Source organism: Streptomyces sp. NPDC031670, assembly GCF_055580545.1.
On record NZ_JBVILC010000023.1, the window covers coordinates 21,093 to 45,327 of the forward strand.

Here is a 24,235-nt window from a genome sequence, read left to right on the forward strand (position 1 = left end):
GATCACTCTAGGGCCCGTAGCCGGAAGCGTTGCAGCTTGCCGGTCGGCGTCCGGGGGAGGGCGTCGAGGAAGACGATCTCGCGCGGGCACTTGTAGGGGGCGAGTTCGGCCTTCACATGGTCGCGGAGGAGCCCGGCCGTGGCGTCGCCGCCCGCCACCCCCTCGCGCAGCACGCAGTAGGCGACGACGGCCTGGCCGCGTGCCTCGTCGGGGCGGCCGATCACGGCGGTCTCCACGACATCGGGGTGGCGCAGCAGCGCGTCCTCCACCTCCGGGCCCGCGATGTTGTACCCGGCCGAGATGATCATGTCGTCGGCGCGGGCGACATAGCGGAAGTACCCGTCGCTCTCGCGCACATAGGTGTCGCCGGTGAGGTTCCACCCTCCTTGGACGTACTCCGTCTGGCGGGGGTCGGCCAGATAGCGGCAGCCGACCGGCCCGCGTACCGCGAGCAGACCGGGTTCACCGTCCGCCACCGGCCGGCCCGAGGCGTCCACCACGCGCGCGTGCCAGCCCGGCACCGGCCTGCCGGTGGCACCCGGTCTGATCTCGTCGTCGGCCGCCGAGATGAAGATGTGCAGCAGCTCGGTGGCGCCGATGCCGTTGATGATGCGCAGACCGGTGCGCTCGTGCCAGGCGCGCCAGGTGGCGGCGGGCAGGTTCTCCCCGGCGGACACACAGCGCCGCAGCGCCCCCACGTCGTACCCGTCGAGCTCGTCCAGCATCGCCCGGTAGGCGGTCGGCGCGGTGAACAGGACGGAGACCCGGTGCCGGGCCAGCGCGGGCAGCAACTGTTTGGGGCCCGCCTGTTCGAGGAGCAGCGAGGAGGCGCCCGCCCGCATCGGGAAGATCACCAGACCGCCAAGGCCGAAGGTGAAGCCGAGCGGTGGGCTGCCCGCGAAGACGTCGTCGGGCCGGGGGCGCAGGACGTGCCGGGCGAAGGTGTCCGCGATGGCCAGCACGTCCCGGTGGAAGTGCATACACCCCTTGGGGCGGCCGGTGGTGCCGGAGGTGAACGCGATCAGGGCGACGTCGTCGGCCGCCGTCGCCACGGCCGTGAACGGCTCCCGGGCGGCCGGTGCCTGCGCCAGGCGCAGCAGGTCGTCGGCCGTCCCGCCTCCGTAGGGGGTGACGCGCAGACCGGGCACCGCCGCCTTCTCCAGGTCCGCCAGGGAGCGCGCGTCGCACAGGGCGTGCCCGATCCGGCCGAGTTCGCAGATGGTGGCCAGCTCGTGCGGGCGCTGCTGGGCCAGTACGGTGACGGCCACCGCGCCGGCCTTCATCACCGCCAGCCAGCAGGCGGCCAGCCACGGTGTGGTGGGCCCGCGGAGCAGCACCCGGTTGCCGGGGACCACGCCGAGGTCGGTGGTGAGGGTGTGGGCGATCCCGTCGACCCGGGCGCGCAGCTCCCCGTACGTCCACACGGTCCCCTCTCCCGTACGGAAGACGGGCCGGTGCGCGCCGAACCGTTCGATCGTGCGGTCCAGCAGCTCGGCGCCGCAGTTGAGCCGCTCGGGATAGCGCAGCTCGGGGAGGTCGAAGACCAGTTCCGGCCACTGGTGGGCGGGCGGCAGATGGTCGCGGGAAAACGTGTCGGCATGCGCTGAGGTCTTCAGCTCCATACGGGATCGCCCCCTTGTCGCCTCTGGAGCGTATCGTTTGGATGACGGCAGTCAACGGTTCGCGATAAGAGGGAGTTCCGTGAGCCGCTCGGCCCGGATCCCGGACCCGGACCCGGACCCCGGACCCGGGTTCCGGACCTCGGGTCGGTGGACGCGGGACGGCGGGTGCACAGCGAGACTGGACGCGACACGAGAGGGGCCGCCATGCCCGCATTCGCGCTGGAGCCGGAGCAGGTGGAGTGGTGCGCGCGGCTGCGCGCCACCGCCACCGAACGCCTGCGTCCTCTTGCCGACAAGGGTGACCCGGGACGCGTGAACCGGCCACTCGTCGCCGCCCTCGGCGAGCTCGGGCTCCTGGAGCGGCTGTTCACCTCCGGCGCGCTCGACCTGTGCCTGATGCGCGAGTCACTGGCGTACGCCTGCACCGAGGCGGAGACCGCGCTCGCCCTCCAGGGGCTCGGCGCCCACCCCGTCGCCGCGTTCGGCACCGACGCGCAGCGCGCCCGCTGGCTGCCCGAGGTCACCGCGGGGCGGGCCGTGGCCGCGTTCGCGCTCAGTGAGCCGGACGCGGGCTCCGACGCCGCCGCCCTCGCCCTCAAGGCCGAACCGGCGGACGGCGGTTGGCGCCTCAGCGGCGAGAAGTGCTGGATCTCCAACGCCCCCGAGGCCGACTTCTGCACCGTGTTCGCCCGGACCACCGAGGGTGCCGGGGCCCGCGGCGTCACCGCCTTCCTGGTCCCCGCCGACCGGCCCGGAGTGAGCGGCGCCGCCCTCGACATGCTCTCCCCGCACCCGGTCGGCACGCTCGTCCTCGACGGGGTGCGCGTCGGCCCGGACGACGTGGTGGGCGAGCCCGACCGGGGCTTCCGTGTCGCCATGGGCACGCTGAACCTGTTCCGGCCGAGCGTCGGCGCCTTCGCGGTCGGGATGGCGCAGGCGGCCCTGGACGCGACCGTCGCGCACACCGCGCACCGCAGCGCGTTCGGCGGCCCGCTCAAGGACCTCCAGGCGGTCGCCCACCAGGTCGCGGAGATGGCGACCCGCACGGAGGCGGCGCGACTGCTGGTCTACGGGGCGGCAGCCGCGTACGACAGGGGGGCGTCGGAGGTCCCCCGGTACTCGGCGATGGCGAAGCTGTTCGCCACGGAGACCGCTCAGTACGTCGTGGACGCGGCCGTCCAGCTGCACGGCGCGCGGGCACTGCGCCGCGGCCATCTGCTCGAACACCTCTACCGCGAGGTGCGCGCCCCGAGGATCTACGAGGGCGCGACCGAGGTGCAGCGCACGATCATCGCGAAGGAGCTGTACCGATGAGCCTGAACCGGGTTAACCCCGCCGAACTCTCCCCGCCCATCGGCTTCAGCCACGCCGTCACCGCCACCGGCGGCCGGCTGGTATTCCTCGCGGGTCAGACCGCGCTCGACGCCGACGGCAAGGTGGTGGGGGAGACACTGGCCGAGCAGTTCCGGACCGCGCTCACCAACCTCCTGACCGCGCTCGCCGCCACCGGCGGCACCCCGGCGGACCTGGCCCGGGTCACCGTCTACACCACCGACGTCACCGGCTACCGCGCCCGGGTCCGCGAACTCGGCCTGATCTGGCGCGAGCTGGCCGGGTGCGACTACCCCGCGATGGCGGTGATCGGCGTGGTGCGGCTGTGGGACGAGCAGGCGCTGGTGGAACTGGACGGGTTCGCGGTCCTGGACTGACAGCGGCCTCGACCCGGCCCGCTGGTCTCGGTCTCACCCCCGACCCCACCCCCTCCGACACCACCCCCAGGTGACGAGCGGGGAAATAGAGGTCGCACAAGTCTTGTCAGTGCAATTTCACATTACTATGTTACAGCTCACAGTTCCGGCTCCTCCGTTCCCCAAGTGCCGTACGGAACAGGGCGAATCACCCCGGTCCACCTCCCGCCCAGGGGGGTCGGCTCGGCGTGCCCGGCCCCGGGAGCCGTGACCGCAGTACCCGCACGCGTCCAAGCACCGCAGCGCCACCCCCCAAGTCACCTCCCACACAGGAGCCTTTCGGTGTCACAGCTCAGATCCGCGCGCAAGCCGCTTCTCGCCGCCGCCGTCGCGGCGACCCTGCTCGCCACCGCCGGGCAGGTCGCCCAGGCCGCGCAGCCCTCGCACCCCGCGAAGGCCGGTGCCTCGCAGGCGCTCCCCGCCTCCTTCGCCGCGCGGCCCACCCCGCCCCCGAACACCGGCGCCAACCCGTTCGACCAGGTGGACCGCCTCGCCAAGGCCCCCCAGCAGAAGGTCCGTCAGCTGCCCGCCCCCGGCGGCGGCCAGGACGGCCGAATAGCCGGCCCGCAGACCCGCGCGGTCGCCCCGGCCGCCCACTCCGCGCCGCGCGCCGCCGGGGTCCCGTGCACCCTCGACGGCATCACCGGGCTGAGCCCGCAGGGCCTCGCGGACTTCCTCACCGACCCGGCCGTCACTGCCGACGGCTGTCTGCGCGGGCTCGTCTGGACCTGGGACGCGCGCCTGGCGCCGGTCATGTCCGACGCACATGTGCAGGCCGTCGCCCACCGGGCCACCAGCCTCGCCGCCTCCCACGACGGCAAGAACAGCAGCCATCTGCTGGAGCTGTTCACCTACCTCCACGCCGTCGCGTACCAGGACTACTCGCACGACGAGATCGACACCACCGACCAGCCCACGGTCGACGCGGTGGCCGAGGCCGTCGCCGCCCTCGGCTCGGCCGCGCACACCTTCGACGCCACCGCGCAGAACGCCCAGACCCTGCGCGAGGCGCTCTACGCGGCGAGCGCCCCGGGCCTGCGCCAGCACCAACTGCCGCTGATCAAGCGCGTGCTCGCGACCCTGGCGCCCGGCGCCGGGACCGCCACCAGCGCGGACTGGGGCGGCGCCGCGCTCGCCGCGCTCTCCGTCAACTACCTGGGCGTCTACCCCGGCAACAAGGACACCGCGTTCCAGGCCGCCGCGGGCGCCGACCCGGCCTACCGCGCCGCCTTCCGCGTCTTCTCCGGCTACACCCACCTCAAGGGCACGGCCAACGCCTGGGCGGCCCGCGACGCGCTGTCGGAGTACGGCCGCTTCGGTCAGATCGACGCCGTCAAGGGCCAGATCGTCCCCGACCTCGGCGCCCTGCTGCCGACGGCCGAGACCAACTTCGGCAAGATGAGCGCCCCTTGGCTGTCACTCGCGAGCTGGCTCAACTTCTACGGCCAGTGCGCCACGTACAACGTCTGCAAGGACCAGATCGAGAATCAGCTCTTCACCCACACGTACAGCTACGACAACGGCGCCATCCAGGTCCGCACCGCCCTCGACAAGGCCACCATCGACCAGCTCTACTACGCGAGCAAGCAGGTCAAGTCGCAGTTCCTCCGGGTGCTCGGCACCGACAAGCCGCTCGCGGGCGACCCCAACACCACGCTCCACATCCACCTGTACGCCTCACGCGCCGACTACGAGGTCTACCAGCCGTTCCTGACCGGGTACTCCACCAACAACGGCGGGATGTACATCGAGGAGGGCGCGACCTTCTACACCTACCAGCGCCGGGTGCCGCAGGACTCCTCCCTCACCCTCGAAGAGCTGTTCCGTCACGAGTACACGCACTACCTCAACGGCCGCTGGGCGGTGCCGGGGACGTTCGGCAGCGGCGCCTGGTACACCGGTGACCGCACCACCGCCATGGACGAGGGAACCGCCGAGTTCTTCGACGGCGGTACCCGCGACAACGGCATCGCGGTGCGCAAGTCGCTCGTCAAGGGCATCATCAACGACACGACCGGCGGCGGCCCGCGCATGACGGTCAACCAGCTGCTGCACGCCACCTACGACGGCGACGGCTTCCGCTTCTACAACTACGCGGGCACGTTCTTCGAGTTCCTGTGGAACGAACACCCCTCGCAGCTGCGCGAGATGTACGCGCGCCTGCGGGCCGACGACCCGGCCGGCTTCGACGCCTGGCGCGACCGGATGGGCCGGGACGCGGAGCTGCAGAAGGCGTACGACGCGTTCCTGGACCGGCAGATCGCCAAGGTGGACACGCTCTACGTGCCGAACACCACGTACACGCCCAACGCGAAACTGCGCTACTCCCGCGTGTCGGACGTCCGCGCGGCCTTCACCAGGAGCACCTACAGCAAGCCGTCCTGCGTCGACAACGGCTCTCCCAAGTCCCACCGCTTCATCTGCACCGGAAAGATCACCGCGCGCCTCGGAGACGCGAACAACGCGGACAAGGTCTTCCAGGACATGTCGGAAACGGTCGACTCCTTCCTCCTGGACCGGGCCGTGCGCGGCGGCAACAACCTGGCCGACATGAACTGCTCCTTCGGGACGGTCGACATCTGGGCCAACAAGACGGGTGGCACCTCCACTTACACCTGTGAGGGTCCGCTGCGCAGCTGACGTACCCTCCGCGCCCGACTCCAGGGGCCGGGGCGACTCCGACCGCCCCGGCCCCTGGTCACCTCCGGACCCTGGTCACGTCCAGACCCTGGCAACTTCCAGCCCTCCGGCAACTTCCAGCCCATGGCGCCCCGTCCGGCCCTTGGCCCCTCTAGAAGAATGTGACATATTACTGTGGTGCCCAAGAGACACCCCCTGGACGCTGTGATCGTCGGCGCCGGAGTCGTCGGCGCGGCCTGCGCGTACTACGCGGGGCGCGCCGGACTCCGCGTCGCGGTGGTCGACCGCGGTCCCGTCGCGGGCGGCACCACGGGTGCGGGGGAAGGCAATCTGCTCGTCTCCGACAAGGAGGCGGGCCCCGAGCTCGACCTCGCGCTGCTGTCCACCCGACTCTGGCGCGACCTCGCCCACGTCCTCCCACCGGAGATCGAGTACGAGCCCAAGGGCGGTCTCGTCGTGGCGCCCGACGAGACCGCTCTGACGGCGCTGCGCGCCTTCGCCGAGGGGCAGCGCAAGGCCGGCGTCCAGGCGCGGGAGATCACCGCCGACCGGCTGTACGAGCTGGAGCCCCATCTCGCCCCCGGCCTCCCCGGCGGCTTCCACTACCCCCAGGACGCCCAGGTCCAGCCCGCCCAGGCGGCGGCCCAACTGCTGCGCGCGGCCCGCCAGTTCGGCGCCGAGGTCCATCTGGAGCAGGAGGTCCGCGAGGTCCTCACCGCGCCGGACGGCCGCATCAGGGGCGTCCGTACCCCGGAGGGCGAGCTGTCGGCCCCGGCCGTCGTCAACGCCGCGGGGACCTGGGGCGGCGAGATCGCCGCCCTCGCGGGTACCACCCTGCCGGTGCTGCCCCGCCGCGGTTTCGTCCTGGTCACCGAGCCGCTGCCGCGCCTGGTGCGGCACAAGGTGTACGCCGCCGACTACATCGCGGACGTCGCCAGCGGCTCGGCCGCGCTCCAGTCCTCCGCGGTGGTCGAGGGGACGCCCTCCGGCCCGGTCCTGATCGGCGCGACACGCGAGCGGGTCGGCTTCGACCGCTCCCTGTCCATCGAGGCGCTGCGCCGTCTCGCCGCCCAGGCCGCCGCGCTCTTCCCGGTCCTCGCGGGTGTCCGCGCGATCCGTACGTACGCGGGCTTCCGCCCCTACCTCCCCGACCACCTGCCCGCGATCGGCCCCGATCCCCGGGTGCCGGGCCTGCTGCACGCCTGCGGGCACGAGGGCGCCGGCATCGGTCTCGCCCCGGTCACCGGCCTCCTCGTCGCCTCGGCGCTGCGGGGCGAGCGGACCGCCCTGGACCTGCGGCCCTTCCGGCCCGACCGGTTCGCGACCGGACGGCACCCGGGCGAGGACGAGCACCAGCACGAGAACGAGCGGGGAGGCGCCCGATGAGCGCGATGCACGGAACGCAGGACGAGGCCGGGGGTTCCGGCGCGTCCCGTCGAAGCCGGTGGAGCAGGTTCACCGGGGCCGCCCCGCGCGACCCGGCAGGGCGCGCCCCATCCGCAGGCGACTCCCGGAGCCGGACCGCCCCCTCGCCCGCCGGCCTGGTCCGGGCGACGCCCGACCCGGCCTTCGCGCTCACCTTCGACGGCCGCGGGCTCACCGCGCTGCCCGGGCAGAGCATCGCCGCGGCGCTCTGGGCCGCCGGGATCCTCTCCTGGCGCACCACCCGCGCACAGGGCGAACCGCGCGGCGCCTTCTGCGGGATCGGCGCCTGCTACGACTGCCTCGCCACCGTCAACGGCCGCCCCAACCAGCGCGCCTGCCTCGTCGCGGCGCGCCCCGGCGACGTGATCACCACCCAGGAGGGCACGGGCCATGCCGACCTCACCCTCTGAGCCCTCGGAGTTCGGCGAACCGGTCGAGCCTTCCGGGCCGGCCGAGTCTTCCCGGATGCCGGAACCCTCGGCGCCCTCCGCCTCCTCCGCTCCCTGCGATCTCGCCGTCGTCGGTGCCGGGCCCGCCGGGCTCGCCGCCGCCGTGCTGGCCGCCGACCTCGGTCTGAGCGTCACGCTCCTGGACGCCGGGGAGCGTCCCGGCGGACAGTTCTACCGTCATCCCGCCCCCGGTCTGCGTGCCGCCCGGCCGGAGGCGCTGCACCACGACTGGCAGGCGTTCGCCACGCGCGCGTCCCGTCTCGACGCCCACCGCCGCGCCGGCCGTGTCACCCACCTGGCCTCCCACCACGTCTGGACGGTCGTCCGGGACGCGGCCTCGGGGGAGTGGCTGCTGCACGCCGTGGCGAGCGGCCCCGGCGGCGAGGAGGCTCCGGCCCTGGTCCGGGCGCGGGCCGTGCTGCTGGCGACCGGCGCCTACGAGCGGCAACTGCCCTTCCCCGGCTGGACCTTGCCGGGTGTCGTCGGCGCGGGCGGGGCGCAGGCCATGCTCAAGGCCGGTCTGGTGCTGCCGGGCCGGCGGGTCGTGGTGGCGGGCAGCGGTCCGCTGCTGCTCGCCGTCGCCGCCTCGCTGGCGGCGGCCGGCGCCGCCGTCCCGGCCGTGGTCGAGGCGTCCTCGTACACCTCGTACGCGACGCGCCTGCCCGCGCTGGTCAGCAATCCCGGCAAGCTGGGCGAGGGCGCGCTGTACGGCGGCGGGCTGCTGCGGCACCGGGTGCGGCTGCTGACCCGGCACGCGGTGACGGCCGCGCACGGCACCGACCGCGTCGAGGCCGTGACGGTCTCCCGGCTCGACCGCGACTGGCGGCCCGTCCCGGGCAGCGAACGCCGGATGCCGTGCGACGCGCTGGCGGTCGGCCACGGGCTCGTCCCCCAACTGGAGCTGGCCACGGGCCTCGGCTGCGCCACCCGGCGCACCGCCGACGACACCCTCGCCCTGGAACTCGATCCCGCGCAGCGCACCTCCGTCCCCGGTATCTGGGCGGCGGGGGAGACCGGCGGGATCGGCGGCGCCCAACTGGCCCTCGCCGAAGGCGAACTGGCGGCGGCGGCGATCGCCTACGAGCTCAAGGGAGTCCCGCGCCCGGCCGGAACCGCCGCGCTGGTGCGCAGGCGGGCGCGGCTGCGCCGGTTCGCGGAGGCGATGGCGGTCGCGCACCGGCCCGGCGACGGCTGGAGCGGGTGGCTCGACGACGCGACCCTGGTCTGCCGCTGCGAGGAGGTCCCGGCGGGCAGGATCAAGGAGGCCGTGGCGGAGTTCGGCGCGAAGGACGCCCGGACCGTGAAACTGCTGACCAGGGCCGGGATGGGCTGGTGCCAGGGCCGGATGTGCGGCCAGGCCGTGGCCTGCCTCGCGGGCGGCGGGCCCGGCGAGGACCGGCGCCCGCTGTCCTGCCCGGTGGAGCTCGGCCAACTGGCCGCACTGCCCCCGTCCGAGGGCTGACCGCAGCCCCTCCCGCAACGCCCACCGTCCGATCCGTGCGCGTGCTCTTGTGGCCGTCGTACGTCTTTCAGTAAAATGTCACACACCACACTAGGGAGTCCCCGATGACGTCTGCCCAGACCGCCGAGTCCGCCCCCTCCGCCACCGTCCGGCAGCCCTGGCGCGGCATCATGGTCGCCACCGCCCTGCCCCTGCGCGAGGATCTGTCCGTCGACTACGACGCCTTCGCCGCGCATGTGCGCTGGCTGATCGACAACGGCTGCGACGGGGTCGTGCCCAACGGCTCCCTCGGCGAGTACCAGACCCTCACCGACGACGAGCGCGCCCGGGTCGTCGAAGTCGCGGTCGAGGCCGCCGGCGACGGCGCCCGCGTGATGCCGGGCGTCGCCGCGTACGGCAGCGCCGAGTCGCGCCGCTGGACCGAACAGGCCGCCGAAGCGGGCGCGGGCTCGGTCCTGCTGCTGCCGCCCAACGCCTACCGCGCCGACGAGAGCGCCGTGCGCGCCCACTACGCCGAGGTCGCCCGGGCCGGGCTGCCGGTCGTCGCGTACAACAACCCGATCGACACCAAGGTCGACCTCACCCCCGGCCTGCTGGCCCGGCTCCACCGCGACGGGAGCATCGTCGCCGTCAAGGAGTTCAGCGGGGACGTGCGCCGCGCCTACGAGATCGCCGAACTCGCCCCCGAACTCGACCTGCTGATCGGTGCCGACGACGTCCTGCTGGAACTCGCCCTCGCGGGCGCGGTCGGCTGGGTCGCCGGATACCCCAACGCGCTGCCCGCCGCCTGCGCCGAGCTCTACCGCGCGGCCGTCGCCGGGGACGTGGAGAGCGCGCTGCCGCTCTACAAGTCGCTGCACCCGCTGCTGCGCTGGGACTCCAAGACCGAGTTCGTCCAGGCCATCAAGTTGTCCATGGACATCGCCGGCCGCCCCGGCGGCCCGGTCCGCCCGCCGCGCGCGGCGCTCCTCGGGGACCAGGAGTCCGCCGTCCGCGCCGCCACCGAGAAGGCCCTCGCGGAAGGACTCCGCTGACCATGCGCACCCGTCACGTCTACCACGCGGTCGACTCGCACACCGAGGGCATGCCGACCCGGGTCATCACCGGCGGCGTCGGCATCGTCCCCGGCGCCACCATGGCCGAGAAGCGGCTCCACTTCCTCGACCACCTCGACGACCTGCGCACCCTGCTGATGTACGAGCCGCGCGGCCACGCCTCCATGAGCGGCGCCATCCTCCAGCCCCCCACCCGCCCCGACGCCGACTACGGCGTCCTCTACATCGAGGTGTCCGGGCTGCTGCCGATGTGCGGCCACGGGACGATCGGCGTGGCCACCGTGCTGGTCGAGACCGGCATGGTGGAGGTGAGCGAACCGGTCACCACGGTCCGTCTCGACACCCCGGCCGGGCTGGTGAGCGTCGACGTACGGGTGGAGGACGGCGAGGCGAAGTCCGTCACCCTCACCAACGTGCCCTCCTTCTGCCTCGGGCTCGACCGCAAGGTGGAGGTGCCCGGATACGGCACGGTCACCTACGACATCGCCTACGGCGGGAACTTCTACGCGTTCGTCCACCTCGACGACCTGGGGCTGCCCTTCGACCGGGCGCGCAAGGACGACCTGCTCGCCGCCGGGCTCGCCGTCATGGACGCCGTCAACGCCACCGACCGGCCGGTGCACCCGGAGAACCCGGAGATCGGCGGGGTCAAGCACGTCTACCTCGCCGCGCCCGGCTCGGACGCGGTCCGCTCCCGGCACGCGATGGCGATCCACCCGGGCTGGTTCGACCGCTCCCCGTGCGGCACCGGCACCTCCGCCCGGATGGCACAGCTGCACGCCCGGGGCGAACTGCCGCTCCACCGCGACTTCGTCAACGAGTCCTTCATCGGTACGGAGTTCACCGGCAGACTCGTCGACGAGACGACGGTCGGCGGTCTGCCCGCGGTGGTGCCCACGGTGACCGGCCGCGCCTGGATCACCGGCACGGCCCAGTACTTCCTGGACCCGTCCGACCCCTTCCCGGCGGGCTTCCTGCTGTGACCGGCGCACCACCCGAGACCCCCGCCCTCGTCGGCGCCGACGAGATCGCGCGGCTGCTCACACCCGCCGCCGCCGCCGAGGCGGTGGCGGGCGCGCTGCGCGACGGCTTCGACCCCGAGTCGGCCCCGCCGCGCGTCAACCTGCCGGTCGCGGCGGGCGAGCTGCTGCTCATGCCCGCCGCCTCCGGGGCGTACGCGGGGGTGAAGATCGCGGGGGTGGCACCGGCCAACCCCGCGCACGGCCTGCCCCGGATCACCGGCAGCTATCTGCTCCTGGACGGCGCGACGCTGCTGCCCCTCGCCCTGCTGGACGGCGCGGCCCTGACGACCCTGCGCACCCCGGCCGTTTCCGCCGTCGCGCTCGCCCACCTGACGGCGCCGGACGCGAGCCGCCTCGTCCTGTTCGGCGCGGGCCCGCAGGCGTACGGCCATCTGCGGGCGGCGCTGGCCGTGGCCGAGGTGAAGACCGTCACCGTGGTCGCCCGCGCTCCCCAGGCGCGCGCGGCGCTGGTGGCGTACGCCCGCACGCTGGGCGTGGACGCGTGCGCGGGCACCGCCGACGACGTCCGCGACGCCGATCTCGTCATCTGCTGCACCACCGCCCGCGAGCCGCTGTTCGACGGCCGGCTCGTCCCGGACGGGGCCACCGTCGTCGCGGTCGGCTCGCACGAACCGGACGCCCGCGAGACCGACTCGGCGCTGGTGCGGCGCTCGGCGGTGTACGTGGAGTCACGGGCGGCGGCGCTGCGCGAGGCGGGGGACCTGCTGATCCCGCTGAACGAGGGGGTGATCGGGCCCGGCCGGATCGCCGGCACCCTCGCCGAACTCGTCCACGGGCGGGTCACCGTCCCCTTCGACCGTCCCCGCCTCTTCAAAAGCGTGGGTATGGCCTGGGAGGATCTGGCCGTGGCGGCGGCGCTGCACCGCGCACGGGGCAACCCGGCCGGGCAACGTGACATTGTACGCTGAGCCTCCGCGGATTCACGGAGGAAGTGCCATGGGCGACCTGAAGCAGCGCAATCTCATCACGGCCCAGGAACGGCTGCGCGACCAGGTCGCCCACGCCCTGCGCGCCGCCCTGGTCGCCGGTGAACTGCGCCCCGGCGCCATCTACTCCGCCCCGGGGCTGGCCGCCGACTTCGGCATCTCGGCCACCCCGGTCCGTGAGGCGATGCTGGACCTGGCCCGCGAGGGGCTCGTCGAACCCGTACGCAACAAGGGCTTTCGCATCACCGAGGTCAGCGAGCGCGACCTCGACCAGTACACCGAACTCCGGGCGATGATCGAGGTGCCCACCGTGGGCAGGGTGACGCGGCTGGCGAGCGTGGAGCAGCTGGAGGCCCTGCGGCCGGTCGCGGAGGAGATCGTCGCCCATGCGCGCGAGCACAACCTCATCGGCTACCTCGACGCCGACCGCCGCTTCCACCTCCAGCTCCTCGGCCTCGCGGGCAACGAACGGCTCGTGGAGACCGTCGGCGACCTGCGCAAGCGCTCCCGGCTCTACGGCCTGACCCGCCTCGACGAGCGCGGCCAGCTCATCTCCTCCGCCGAGGAGCACATCGAACTCCTCGACCTGATGGTGGCCGGCGACGAACGCGGCGCCGAGGACTGCATGGCCCGCCACCTCGGCCACGTCCGCTCGCTGTGGGCCCAGGCCCGCGACGAGCCGGTCGAGCCCCGCCCCAAGCGCACGCTGGGCAACCGGTGACGTCCGTACGGTGACGAGGCCCCGGTGACGCCGTACGCAGCGGCTCCGCCGGGGTGAAGGCCCGCGCCCGCACCGCTCCTTGACCCCCGCGCGGCCGACCCCGCGGCGGTCTTGATCGACTGGTGACGGCCCAGCGCCGGGTTTACGGTCGAAAAGTGGACGGGACCGTCCACCGCCCCTTTTCCGAGGGGTCCCTCGTACGAGGGCAAGGCCTGCCATGACGAGTTCGCAGCCGACACCCACGACCGACACCGCCGCCCACGGCCGCACGGGCGGCGGAAACGGGATCGCGCTCCTGGTCATCGCCTCCTGCCAGTTGATGGTGGTGCTGGACATCACCATCGTGAACATCGCCCTCCCGCACATCCAGCGGGCCCTGGACTTCTCCACGACCGGCCTGGCCTGGGTGGTCAGCGCCTACACCCTCACCTTCGGCGGGCTGCTGCTGCTCGGCGGCCGGACCGGCGACATCCTCGGCCGGCGCCGCGTCTTCCTCGCCGGCGTCGTGATCTTCGCCGTCGCCTCGCTGCTGGGCGGACTCTCCCAGAACTCCGGCCAGTTGCTGGCCGCGCGCGCCTTCCAGGGTGTTGGCGGCGCCATCGCCTCGCCGACCGCGCTGGCACTGATCACCACCACGTTCACCGAAGGGCCCGCGCGCAACCGGGCGTTCGGCGTCTTCGCGGCGGTCTCCGCGGGCGGCGGCGCGATCGGCCTGCTCATGGGCGGCATCCTCGTCGAATGGCTCGACTGGCGCTGGGTGTTCTTCGTCAACGTGCCGATCGCGGCGCTGATCGTGCTCGCCACGCCCCGGCACATCAAGGAGTCCGAGCGCCACCCCGGCCACTTCGACCTCCTGGGCGCGCTCACCTCCACCCTCGGCATGAGCGCGCTGGTCTACGGCTTCATCCGGGCCGCCCAGGAGGGCTGGCGCGACCCGTACACGCTGGGCTCGTTCGGCGCCGCCGTGCTGCTGCTCCTCACGTTCGTCCTGGTGGAGCGGCGCTCGGAGCGGCCCATCACACCGCTGCACATGTTCGCCGACCGCAACCGGGCGGGCACCTACGGCATCATGCTGAGCCTGGCCGCCGCGATCTTCGGCATGTTCTTCTTCCTCACCCTGTTCGTGCAGAACGTGCTGGGCTTCAGCCCGCTGCGGGCCGGGCTCGCCTTCCTGCCCGTCAGCGCCGTCATCGCGGTGGGCGCGGGCATCGCCTCCCAACTGCTGCCGAAGTACGGGCCCAAGCCGTTCATGGTGACGGGCTCGGTGCTGGCCGCGGCCGGCCTGTCCTGGCTGACGCTCACCGACATCCACTCCACGTACGCGGGCAGCATCCTGGGCCCGATGCTCGTCTTCAGCCTCGGCATGGGCCTGAACTTCGTGTCGCTGACGCTGATGGCCGTCTCCGGTGTGCCCGTGCACGAGACCGGCGCCGCCTCCGGCATGCTCAACGCCACCCAGCAGGTGGGCGGCTCGCTCGGGCTGTCGATCCTGGTCACGGTCTTCGGCACGGCGAGCCACAACGAGGCGAGCTCCCAGGTGCCGAAGTTCCTGCGGCAGGCCGACCCCGCCCAGCGGCTGGCGTTCCGGCGCACCGGCAACCTCCCGCGCCCCTGGAGCGACCAGGTGCTCGCCTCCGGGGTCTCCACCGCCTTCATCGTGGCCGCGGTCTTCGCGATCGCGGCGGCGGTGATCGCCCTGCTGGCCATCCAGGTCCGCCCGGCGGACCTGGAACGCCTCCAGGGCGGAACGACCCCCGGCCCCTGAGGCCGCCCGGCGGGGACGGGCTCAGGGACCGGGGACCATGTGCCGGAGCTGTTCCTAGATGTCCCGGAAGATCTCGATCTGCGCGCCCACCGAGTTGAGGCGCTCCGCCAGGTCCTCGTAGCCGCGGTTGATCACGTACACATTGCGCAGGACGGACGTGCCCTCGGCCGCCATCATCGCGAGCAGGACCACCACCGCCGGACGCAGGGCCGGCGGGCACATCATCTCGGCCGCGCGCCAGCGCGTGGGGCCCTCGACGAGCACCCGGTGCGGGTCGAGCAGCTGGAGGCGGCCACCGAGGCGGTTGAGGTCCGTGAGGTAGATCGCGCGGTTGTCGTAGACCCAGTCGTGGATGAGCGTCTTGCCCTGGGCCACCGCCGCGATCGCCGCGAAGAACGGCACGTTGTCGATGTTGAGCCCGGGGAACGGCATCGGGTGGATCTTGTCGATCGGCGCCTCCAGCTTGGAGGGGCGGACCGTGAGGTCGATCAGCCGGGTGTGGCCGTTGTCGGCGGCGTACTCCGCCGAGCGGTCGTGGTCCAGGCCCATCTCCTCCAGGACCGCGAGCTCGATCTCCAGGAACTCGATCGGCACCCGACGGATCGTCAGCTCCGACTCGGTGACCACGGCGGCGGCGAGCAGGCTCATCGCCTCGACCGGGTCCTCGGACGGCGAGTAGTCCACGTCGACGTCGATGTTCGGCACGCCGTGCACGGTCAGCGTGGTGGTGCCGACGCCGTCGACCCGTACGCCCAGCGCCTCCAGGAAGAAGCAGAGGTCCTGGACCATGTAGTTGGAGGAGGCGTTGCGGATGACCGTGACGCCGTCGTGGCGGGCGGCGGCCAGCAGCGCGTTCTCGGTCACCGTGTCGCCGCGCTCGGTCAGGACGATCGGGCGGTCCGGGGCGGTCCGCGTCACCTCGGCGTGGTAGATGCCCTCGGTGGCCGTGATGTCCAGGCCGAAGCGGCGCAGGGCGATCATGTGCGGCTCGATGGTGCGCGTACCGAGGTCGCAGCCGCCCGCGTACGGCAGCCGGAAGTGGTCCATACGGTGCAGCAGCGGGCCGAGGAACATGATGATGGACCGGGTCCGGCGGGCGGCCTCGGCGTCCATGCCGTCCATGTCGAGGTCGGCCGGGGGCACGATCTCCAGGTCGACGCCGTCGTTGATCCAGCGGGTGCGCACCCCGATGGAGTTGAGGACCTCCAGGAGCCGGAAGACCTCCTCGATACGCGCCACCCGGCGCAGGACCGTACGGCCCTTGTTGAGGAGCGAGCCGCAGAGCAGCGCCACACACGCGTTCTTGCTCGTCTTGACGTCGATGGAGCCGGAGAGCCGGCGCCGGCCGACGACCCGCAGATGCATGGGCCCGGCGTAGCCGAGTGAGACGATCTCGCTGTCGAGTGCTTCACCGATGCGGGCGATCATCTCAAGGCTGATGTTCTGGTTGCCGCGCTCGATACGGTTCACGGCGCTCTGGCTCGTGCCCAGAGCCTCGGCCAACTGCGTCTGTGTCCAGCCCCGATGCTGCCGGGCGTCACGGATGAGCTTGCCGATGCGTACGAGGTAGTCGTCTGACATGGCGCCAGGTTATCTCACATATGAGATGAGAGTGCTGTTGGGGTGCGCCGTACGGGTGGGGCTGAAGTGAAGACCCCGTGGGCGACCCCGGTGAAACGCCGTCAGTTCCGATGCTGCGGCGCGAGCCGCTGTCCGGCAACCGGAGGGCGCGCGTCCGACTCCACCCGGGTGCGGGTACCCATGTTCACGCGACCCAGTCCGCAGGTGACGCGCGCCCGCGTCACGCGCGTGGAGCCGCAGGTCCGGCCCTTCCTGTACGGAAGCCGGTCCGGTTCGCCGCGCTCATCCCGCTCTGCGCCATCTGTCCGTACGTGATGTTCGTCGCGATGCCGGTCAGTAGTGCCGGACGGCTGTCACCATCGCCCACGAGGCCGGCCGAGTCCCGGCGCACGTGGAGGCGCGCCCCGGCTGTCCGGGGCATGCCGGACCGCGTGCCCACACATGACCAGCGCTCGCCCATGTACTAGAGTTATCTCGACATCGAGATATCTGCCGAGGCGCACCGCGGCCGTACGCATATCGCCCCTGCGGCGGTAAGGGTGACCTAACTTAGCCTTACCTTAGCGGATTGGCTATCCAGTGTGGCGGCAGGATGCGGTGGAACGCGCACATATATGAAGGAGACTGTCGTGTCGGCGAACAGCTTCGACGCCCGCAGCACGCTGCAGGTGGGCGACGAGTCGTACGAGATCTTCCGGCTGGACAAGGTCGAGGGCTCCGCGCGCCTCCCTTACAGCCTGAAGGTGCTGCTGGAGAACCTGCTCCGTACCGAGGACGGCGCGAACATCACCGCCGACCACATCCGGGCGCTCGGCGGCTGGGACTCCCAGGCGCAGCCCAGCCAGGAGATCCAGTTCACGCCGGCCCGCGTGATCATGCAGGACTTCACCGGCGTGCCCTGTGTCGTCGACCTCGCCACCATGCGTGAGGCCGTCAAGGAGCTCGGCGGCGACCCGGCGAAGATCAACCCGCTGGCCCCCGCCGAGCTGGTCATCGACCACTCGGTGATCGCCGACAAGTTCGGCACGAAGGACTCCTTCGCGCAGAACGTCGAGCTGGAGTACGGCCGAAACAAGGAGCGCTACCAGTTCCTGCGCTGGGGCCAGACCGCCTTCGACGAGTTCAAGGTCGTCCCCCCGGGCACCGGCATCGTCCACCAGGTCAACATCGAGCACCTGGCCCGCACCGTCATGGTCCGGGGTGGCCAGGCGTACCCCGACACCCTCGTCGGCACCGACTCGCACACCACCATGGTCAACGGCCTCGGTGTGCTGGGCTGGGGCGTCGGCGGCATCGAGGCCGAGGCCGCGATGCTCGGCCAGCCGGTCTCGATGCTCATCCCGCGTGTCGTCGGCTTCAAGCTGACCGGCGAGCTGAACCCCGGCACCACCGCCACCGACCTGGTCCTCACGATCACCGAGATGCTGCGCAAGCACGGCGTCGTCGGCAAGTTCGTCGAGTTCTACGGTGAGGGCGTCGCCGCCACCTCGCTCGCCAACCGCGCCACCATCGGCAACATGTCGCCGGAGTTCGGCTCCACCGCCGCGATCTTCCCGATCGACGGCGAGACGCTGAAGTACCTCCGTCTGACCGGCCGCTCCGAGCAGCAGGTCGCGCTCGTCGAGGCGTACGCCAAGGAGCAGGGCCTCTGGCTCGACCCGGCCGCCGAGCCCGACTTCTCCGAGAAGCTGGAGCTCGACCTCTCCACGGTCGTCCCCTCCATCGCCGGCCCCAAGCGCCCGCAGGACCGCATCGTCCTCGCCAACGCCGCCGAGCAGTTCGCCAAGGACATCCTCAACTACGTCGAGGCGCCCACCACCGAGGCCGGCACCGCCGCCTCCCCGGTGGACGAGGCGAGCGACGAGTCCTTCCCGGCCTCCGACGCCCCGGCCTACGGCAGCCAGGAGAACGGCGCGGGCGCCCCGCAGCACGCCGAGGGCACCGGTGCCGCGGTCCCGTCGAACCCGGTCACGGTCACCGCCGCCGACGGCTCGACCTACGAGATCGACCACGGCGCCGTCACCGTCGCCGCGATCACCTCCTGCACCAACACCTCGAACCCGTACGTGATGGTCGCCGCGGCGCTCGTCGCGAAGAAGGCCGTGGAGAAGGGTCTGACCCGCAAGCCGTGGGTCAAGACCACCCTCGCCCCGGGCTCGAAGGTCGTCACGGACTACTTCGACAAGGCCGGTCTGACGCCCTACCTCGACAAGATGGGCTTCAACCTCGTCGGGTACGGCTGCACCACCTGCATCGGCAACTCGGGCCCCCTCGACGAGGAGATCTCGAAGGCGGTCAACGAGCACGACCTCGCCGTCACCTCGGTGCTCTCCGGCAACCGCAACTTCGAGGGCCGGATCAACCCCGACGTCAAGATGAACTACCTGGCGTCCCCGCCGCTGGTCGTCGCGTACGCCATCGCGGGCTCGATGAAGGTCGACATCACGCGGGACGCCATCGCCACCGACGCCGACGGCAACCCGGTCTTCCTGAAGGACATCTGGCCGACCGAGGCCGAGGTCAACGACGTCGTGGCCAACGCCATCGGCGAGGACATGTTCAACAAGTCCTACCAGGACGTCTTCGCGGGCGACGCCCAGTGGCAGGCGCTGCCGATCCCGACCGGCAACACCTTCGAGTGGGACCCGCAGTCCACCTACGTCCGCAAGCCCCCCTACTTCGAGGGCATGCAGATGGAGACGACCCCGGTCGCCGACATCACGGACGCGCGCGTCCTGGCCAAGCTGGGCGACTCGGTCACCACCGACCACATCTCCCCGGCCGGTGCGATCAAGGCCGACACCCCGGCCGGCAAGTACCTCACGGAGCACGGCGTGAACCGCCGCGACTTCAACTCCTACGGCTCGCGCCGTGGCAACCACGAGGTCATGATCCGCGGTACGTTCGCCAACATCCGCCTGCGCAACCAGATCGCGCCGGGCACCGAGGGCGGCTTCACCCGCGACTTCACCCAGGCCGACGCCCCCGTCTCCTTCATCTACGACGCCTCGCAGAACTACCAGGCCGCCGGCATCCCGCTGGTCATCCTGGCGGGCAAGGAGTACGGCTCGGGCTCGTCCCGCGACTGGGCCGCCAAGGGCACGGCGCTGCTCGGCGTCAAGGCCGTCGTCGCCGAGTCCTACGAGCGCATCCACCGCTCGAACCTCATCGGCATGGGCGTCCTGCCGCTCCAGTTCCCGGAGGGCACCACGGCCGCCTCCCTGGGCCTGACCGGCGAGGAGACCTTCTCCATCACGGGCGTCACCGAGCTGAACAACGGCACGACCCCGCGCACGGTGAAGGTCACCACCGACACAGGCGTGGAGTTCGACGCGGTGGTCCGCATCGACACCCCCGGTGAGGCGGACTACTACCGCAACGGCGGCATCATGCAGTACGTGCTGCGGAACCTGATCCGCGGCTAGGGATCTGGCTTCGCCAGTACGCGGAAGGGGCTGCTCTCCGGAAACGGAGGCGGCCCCTTCTGGTTTTCAAAAATCCAACTAATCGACCTCGGGTGTGACCGCGACGATCACGCCAAATTCTTCTCGTAGGTCGGTTGCGAATTCTTGAGAGCCTTTGTCAGGAATGATCAGGTGCCACCAATCGCTGCCAGTTGGGTCTTTGACCGGGAGAGGCAGGGTCGCGATTCGGCGGAAGTCGCCATCAATGGCGGTTACCTTATCGCGGAAATGGGCGTACCCGTCGAGCCGAGAAAGCTCCCTGTCGTTGAGCGCGATCTCCAGGGCATCCCTGACCTGCAGGTCATAAAAATACTCATACAGGGAGTCGTCGTAGCCGTTCTCGCACGTTGCGACAAACGTACGCCAGAGGCCGAGATCTACTGCGGCTTGATGAACTCTCGTCCTTGCGCATTCGAGCTGGATCTCCACGTACCTGTCCAGGAACTGTCGACTGAGGCTCAATTTACTCTCTCCGTTGGTTGCCGGGTGGACGCCACCATGATCTCAGTGGCGTCCACCCGGAACGTCTGATGCTAGACGGCGGTACGGTAAACCGCCACAGGCTATGGGATCAGTTTTCCTGGCCAGTCAGCCATCTGCTTTCGCCAATATTCTGGACCGTTATCGGGGCGAAAGAATGTGGAAATGGTCCCGCTACTGTTCCTGATGCCGAAGTATCCGGTCTTGGGGTCAAAACGGAAGAGGCTGCCCGCCTCCGTAACGTAATCGCCGGACCTCGGGGGGCCGGCGAGGAAATCACGCGCCGCTTTTTTGTACTCGTTGAATCCATTATGTCCGTTGAACTCGGGCATGTCCGGCCTTGGCGGGGCGTTCCCGTCCTTGGGGAACTTGTAGTTTCCATTTTTGTTGAGGTCGATGCCAAACGTGTGCTTCAGCCAGTGGTTCAGTGCAGAACGCGCCGAGTTGAATTCGGGTCCACAGTCTCCACGCTGGACGAGGCGAACGGCGGCCGTCGTGGTCCGGCTGGAGGCGGCATGGCGGTCAGGATTTGCAAGACTTCTCCCAAACAGGCCGCTGTTGCCGACTATGGAGAAAACCTTGCAATTCGGATCTCTCCCCTTGTCGTTCGGGCTCCCCTCGGCATCGTCGACCGCGCGTAGAAGCTGGGCGAAAAGCATCACTTTATTCTTGAACGCGAGCTGCTGTGCCAAGTCCCCGCAGGCCCAGAGGTCGTAGTCCGCGCAGCTAACCAGCGAGCTCATGTGCAGGGCGTAATTCATGTACCCGTACAGCTTGTTCATGGCGGCCTCGAAGGCGGGCGCCATGGAGAGGATGTCGCAGGCGATTTCGTTGTGCTGGCACCATCGGGCAGGGTTGTCGCGTGCTTCCTGGCAGCCGGCGAACCCGCATCGGTACCGCTCGCGGGCCTCGGCCCCCGGATCCTGGGCGGCCTTCCTCCGCGCTTCCTCTTCTGCCCTCATCTTGGTCACGGCCGCGTTGAAGGCGTCCTTGGCCGCCTTGGCCGCCGTGTCCGCGTCCTTACCCGCGGCAGTGGCGGAGGCCCGGGCGTCATCGGCGGCGGCCCACGCGGCTGACGCGGAGAAGTGCGCCGATGCCGCCGACAGCTGTGCCTGATCGGCCGAAGCAGACGCCTCGTTGGCTGCCGCCTGGGCGTTGTTGGCGGCGTTGCGGGCAACCTTGGCGGAAGCTGCGGCCTGGGCCGCGGAAGCCTCGGCTTCCCGGGCGGATTGGTCGGCTCGGGCGGCGTGGTACTGGGCTTCGCGTTTCTTTGCCTCGGCTTCTGCGGCTGCTTGCTGGGCCTCGTTGGATGCGTGGCGTGCCCAGAAGGCGGCGTAACGCGCCTCTGCGGCGTTCTGCTGCGCGGTAGCGGCGACCTTGGCGGCCTCGGCGATCACCTGCTGAACTTGCGATACATGCGTCGCGGCGAGGAGGTCCTGCTGCTGTGCTTTGTACTGACCGACCTCGATAAACGCGTGCAGCTGTCGGGCCGGGCCTTCCAGAGCGATCCGGGCCTCCGCCTTGAGCTGGGGGCCCCCGCTGTCGAACAGCTGGGCGGCGCGGACGCGTTCGTCCTCGGTCCGGGCCGTGTACTGAGTGACGCCGATGAATTCCCGGTACCTGTCGACACTCGCCGAATCGAGTGCGGCTCGGCCTGCCTCCACCACGCCGCGGCCGCCCTTGTCGATGATCTGGGCGATGTGGACACGCAGGTCCGGGGCTGACGCCTCGTACTGGCCGTTGGCCAAGAATGCGGTGATCTGCGCGGCATCCCCCTTAAGGGCTGCCTCCGCGGCAGTGCGTACCAAGCTCGAAGGACTCTCCGAGGCAAGTTCCTCGACACGGTCGCGGTCATCCTGCCGGGCGGCTTCCACCCGGCCACTGCGCACGTAGTCGGCGACTGCCTGGCTCGTGCCGGCGAGCGCTGACTCGGCGGCGGCCTGGCTCCACGGCGGACCTGTCTTGAGGGTCAGCAGGGCAAGCTTGCGGCCCTTGGCATCGACAGCAGCGGGATCCGAGCCGGGCTGGGACACCTCGGTGGCCAGGCGTTCGGCCTCGGCCTGGAGGTCCTTGGTCTGCTGGGCCGCCTTGGCCTTGTTCCTCTGGTCGAGCTCGTCCTTGGCTTTCAGGTCCTGAGCGCGCGCGATGCTCTCGTTCGTACGAGTGGTGAGGGCTTCCGCCTCGACCTGGCGGGCCAGGTCATGGGTGGACTGAGCCTTGGCAGCAGCACTGCTCGCCGCGTCTGCCGCCTCGGTGGCGGCCTTGGCGCGGGCTTCGGACTGGGTCGCGGCGGTATCGGCCTCACCCGCATGGGCGGCTGCGTTGTCGGCGGCCTCGGCTGCCTTCTCCGCGTGTCCCGCGGCGGAATTGGCCGCATCCCGGGATTGACCTGCGGCGGTCGCCGCCTTCCGGGCCAGGGCTTCGGCCGCGAGAGCCGCGCGGTTCGCTTCCCTCGCGTGTCTGCGAGCTGCGGCTGCGGCCTCGCGGGCCTCGGCGGCGCGACCGTCTGCCTGGTCGACGTAGGTGCTGGCCTCCTCAGCAGCCGCAGCGGCGGCGTTCGCATTACCCCCGGCACTCAAGGCAGCGAGCGCGGCGTCTCCCGCGGCGGATGCCGCGACACTGGCCTGGCCGGCGGCGTCCGCGGCCAGATGAGCACCCTTGGCAGCGGTCCGCGCCCCTTCGGCTGCCTGCCGTGCCGCCGACGCCTTGTTCTTGTCCAGGGCGGCAGCGGCGGACGCACTCTGTGCGCGGGACGCCGCCTGGGCAGCGCCGGCGGCGGCAGCGGCGGCCTGGGAAGCGGCGTTGGCTGCGATGCGCGCCGAGTTGTTGGCCGCACGGGCCGCGTCGATCGCCTGCTGCGCCGCAGTCGCAGCCTGATTGGCGGCCGTAGCCGCCTCCTTGGCCTTCGCAGCCGCTGTGTCGGCGTCGTTCTTGGCAAGCGCGGTCTCGGCCGCCGCCTTCTCGGCGTCCTTCTTGGCCTGCTTCGAAGCGGTGACAGCACGCGCCGACGCGTCCTTGGCGGCCTCCGTCTCCGCTGCGGCCTGACGGCCCGCCTCGCGTGCCTGGGCCGCGAGTTGGGCAACCGTCGCGAACTCCTGGTCACGCGATCGTGCCACGTACTGGCCGACCTGGAGGAACTCCCGGATGTCCTCCGGTGATCCGTTCAAGGCGATTCGGCCTGCGGCCACGACGTTGGTGCCGCCGGTACTCAGAATCTGCGCCAGCTCTACGCGGTCGTCCTGATCACGCTGGGAGTACTGACCTTGCTCCAGGAAGGCGTTGACGTCCTCCGGCGTGCCATTGAGTGCCTTGCGACCGGCTTCTTGGACCCCACGGCCACCCGCGTTGATGACCTGGGCAACCCGGACCCGCTGGTCCTGCTCCAACGGAGCCTTCCAGCCATCCTTCAGGAAGGACTTGAGTTCCTCTGGAGTGCCCCCGAGGGCCTTGAGGGCTGCCTCCTGAACTCCTCGCCCGCCCACGTTGATGAGCTGACCTGCTGCGACTCGGTTGTCACCGAACTCTTCTTTGTCCTTGACTTGTTCAAGGAAGTACTTGACCTCGGCGTCGCTACCGAGCAGCGCAGCTTCCGCTGCGGCCTTCGTGCCGGTACCGCCGGCCTTCCACAGCTCCAGAACCTGTCCGCGTGCCGTGGGAGCGACAACCCCGGTCTCTGTGGCAGCGACTGCCGGTTCTGCTGCTGCGGCCGATTCGGGTGATCCCAGGAGGCCGGTCATCAGCACTGTCGGCAACAGGCTCAGTCCCAGCGTGCGTGCCACGCCGGATGCCCTCCGCCTTATAGTTTTCCAGCCTGCTCTTCGTCTCAAAGCGACACTCATCTCGATTACTGACCT

The 24,235-nt window shown here is 71.0% G+C and carries 16 protein-coding genes; 12 read left to right on the top strand and 4 right to left on the bottom strand.

Going from position 1 to position 24,235, the window contains the following annotated elements:
• Positions 1 to 2: 2 nt before the first annotated feature.
• Entirely contained in the window at positions 3 to 1,622 is a 1,620-nt protein-coding gene (locus ACZ5ID_RS30770; RefSeq protein ID WP_468904360.1) for an AMP-binding protein, read from the bottom strand.
• A gap of 204 nt (positions 1,623 to 1,826) precedes the next feature.
• Here ACZ5ID_RS30770 and ACZ5ID_RS30775 point away from each other — a divergent pair, with 204 nt between their 5' ends.
• From ACZ5ID_RS30775 to ACZ5ID_RS30825, 11 genes are all read left to right on the top strand, one after another.
• Positions 1,827 to 2,936, top strand: coding sequence for an acyl-CoA dehydrogenase family protein (locus tag ACZ5ID_RS30775; RefSeq protein ID WP_468904362.1), 1,110 nt, complete (start codon positions 1,827 to 1,829; stop codon positions 2,934 to 2,936).
• Positions 2,933 to 3,331 (top strand): RidA family protein, encoded by a 399-nt coding sequence (locus ACZ5ID_RS30780; RefSeq protein WP_468904364.1) that lies wholly within the window; start codon positions 2,933 to 2,935, stop codon positions 3,329 to 3,331. Before ACZ5ID_RS30775 ends, ACZ5ID_RS30780 begins: the two co-directional genes overlap by 4 nt.
• A gap of 321 nt (positions 3,332 to 3,652) precedes the next feature.
• Positions 3,653 to 6,010, top strand: coding sequence for a collagenase (locus ACZ5ID_RS30785; protein WP_468904367.1), 2,358 nt, complete (start codon positions 3,653 to 3,655; stop codon positions 6,008 to 6,010).
• Positions 6,011 to 6,187: 177 nt separating this feature from the next.
• Entirely contained in the window at positions 6,188 to 7,396 is a 1,209-nt protein-coding gene (locus ACZ5ID_RS30790; protein WP_468904369.1) for an NAD(P)/FAD-dependent oxidoreductase, read from the top strand.
• A gap of 155 nt (positions 7,397 to 7,551) precedes the next feature.
• A complete protein-coding gene (locus ACZ5ID_RS30795; RefSeq protein WP_468904494.1) occupies positions 7,552 to 7,845 on the top strand; it encodes a (2Fe-2S)-binding protein in 294 nt (97 codons plus the stop codon).
• Between the two features lie 55 nt (positions 7,846 to 7,900).
• Positions 7,901 to 9,346 (top strand): FAD-dependent oxidoreductase, encoded by a 1,446-nt coding sequence (locus ACZ5ID_RS30800; protein ID WP_468904371.1) that lies wholly within the window; start codon positions 7,901 to 7,903, stop codon positions 9,344 to 9,346.
• Between the two features lie 104 nt (positions 9,347 to 9,450).
• Positions 9,451 to 10,380, top strand: coding sequence for a dihydrodipicolinate synthase family protein (locus ACZ5ID_RS30805; RefSeq protein WP_468904374.1), 930 nt, complete (start codon positions 9,451 to 9,453; stop codon positions 10,378 to 10,380).
• 2 nt (positions 10,381 to 10,382) lie between these two features.
• Positions 10,383 to 11,384, top strand: coding sequence for a proline racemase family protein (locus ACZ5ID_RS30810; protein ID WP_468904376.1), 1,002 nt, complete (start codon positions 10,383 to 10,385; stop codon positions 11,382 to 11,384).
• Positions 11,381 to 12,352 carry an ornithine cyclodeaminase family protein gene (locus tag ACZ5ID_RS30815; protein ID WP_468904378.1) on the top strand — a complete coding sequence of 324 codons (972 nt, stop codon included), beginning with the start codon at positions 11,381 to 11,383 and terminating at the stop codon, positions 12,350 to 12,352. The genes ACZ5ID_RS30810 and ACZ5ID_RS30815 overlap by 4 nt, the downstream gene beginning before the upstream one ends.
• Positions 12,353 to 12,380: 28 nt before the next feature.
• Positions 12,381 to 13,091: a GntR family transcriptional regulator gene (locus ACZ5ID_RS30820; RefSeq protein WP_406551595.1), complete on the top strand. Its 711-nt coding sequence runs from the start codon at positions 12,381 to 12,383 to the stop codon at positions 13,089 to 13,091.
• Positions 13,092 to 13,308: 217 nt separating this feature from the next.
• Positions 13,309 to 14,856, top strand: a complete 1,548-nt coding sequence (locus ACZ5ID_RS30825) for an MFS transporter (protein WP_468904381.1) — start codon at positions 13,309 to 13,311, stop codon at positions 14,854 to 14,856.
• A gap of 54 nt (positions 14,857 to 14,910) precedes the next feature.
• Here ACZ5ID_RS30825 and ACZ5ID_RS30830 read toward each other — a convergent pair whose 3' ends face one another.
• Positions 14,911 to 16,437, bottom strand: a complete 1,527-nt coding sequence (locus ACZ5ID_RS30830; RefSeq protein WP_468904383.1) for a helix-turn-helix domain-containing protein — start codon at positions 16,435 to 16,437, stop codon at positions 14,911 to 14,913.
• 629 nt (positions 16,438 to 17,066) lie between these two features.
• On the opposite strand from ACZ5ID_RS30830, the gene ACZ5ID_RS30835 reads away from it, so the two are divergent.
• Positions 17,067 to 19,862, top strand: coding sequence for an aconitate hydratase (locus ACZ5ID_RS30835; protein ID WP_468904385.1), 2,796 nt, complete (start codon positions 17,067 to 17,069; stop codon positions 19,860 to 19,862).
• Between the two features lie 78 nt (positions 19,863 to 19,940).
• Here the strand turns inward: ACZ5ID_RS30835 and ACZ5ID_RS30840 are convergent, their stop codons facing one another.
• Both ACZ5ID_RS30840 and ACZ5ID_RS30845 read right to left on the bottom strand, forming a co-directional pair.
• On the bottom strand, positions 19,941 to 20,330 hold the full coding sequence (locus ACZ5ID_RS30840) for a hypothetical protein (protein ID WP_468904388.1): 390 nt from the start codon (positions 20,328 to 20,330) through the stop codon (positions 19,941 to 19,943).
• 134 nt (positions 20,331 to 20,464) lie between these two features.
• Positions 20,465 to 24,160, bottom strand: a complete 3,696-nt coding sequence (locus ACZ5ID_RS30845; protein WP_468904390.1) for a colicin E3/pyocin S6 family cytotoxin — start codon at positions 24,158 to 24,160, stop codon at positions 20,465 to 20,467.
• Positions 24,161 to 24,235: the final 75 nt, after the last annotated feature.

Excerpts from the sequence above, each read along its gene's own strand:
- ACZ5ID_RS30825 (WP_468904381.1), top strand. The coding sequence starts at position 13,309 with ATGACGAGTTCGCAGCCGACACCCACGACCGACACCGCCGCCCACGGC.
- ACZ5ID_RS30800 (WP_468904371.1), top strand. The coding sequence starts at position 7,901 with ATGCCGGAACCCTCGGCGCCCTCCGCCTCCTCCGCTCCCTGCGATCTC.
- ACZ5ID_RS30770 (WP_468904360.1), bottom strand. The coding sequence starts at position 1,622 with ATGGAGCTGAAGACCTCAGCGCATGCCGACACGTTTTCCCGCGACCAT.
- ACZ5ID_RS30805 (WP_468904374.1), top strand. The coding sequence starts at position 9,451 with ATGACGTCTGCCCAGACCGCCGAGTCCGCCCCCTCCGCCACCGTCCGG.
- ACZ5ID_RS30820 (WP_406551595.1), top strand. The coding sequence starts at position 12,381 with ATGGGCGACCTGAAGCAGCGCAATCTCATCACGGCCCAGGAACGGCTG.
- ACZ5ID_RS30775 (WP_468904362.1), top strand. The coding sequence starts at position 1,827 with ATGCCCGCATTCGCGCTGGAGCCGGAGCAGGTGGAGTGGTGCGCGCGG.
- ACZ5ID_RS30830 (WP_468904383.1), bottom strand. The coding sequence starts at position 16,437 with ATGTCAGACGACTACCTCGTACGCATCGGCAAGCTCATCCGTGACGCC.
- ACZ5ID_RS30780 (WP_468904364.1), top strand. The coding sequence starts at position 2,933 with ATGAGCCTGAACCGGGTTAACCCCGCCGAACTCTCCCCGCCCATCGGC.
- ACZ5ID_RS30810 (WP_468904376.1), top strand. The coding sequence starts at position 10,383 with ATGCGCACCCGTCACGTCTACCACGCGGTCGACTCGCACACCGAGGGC.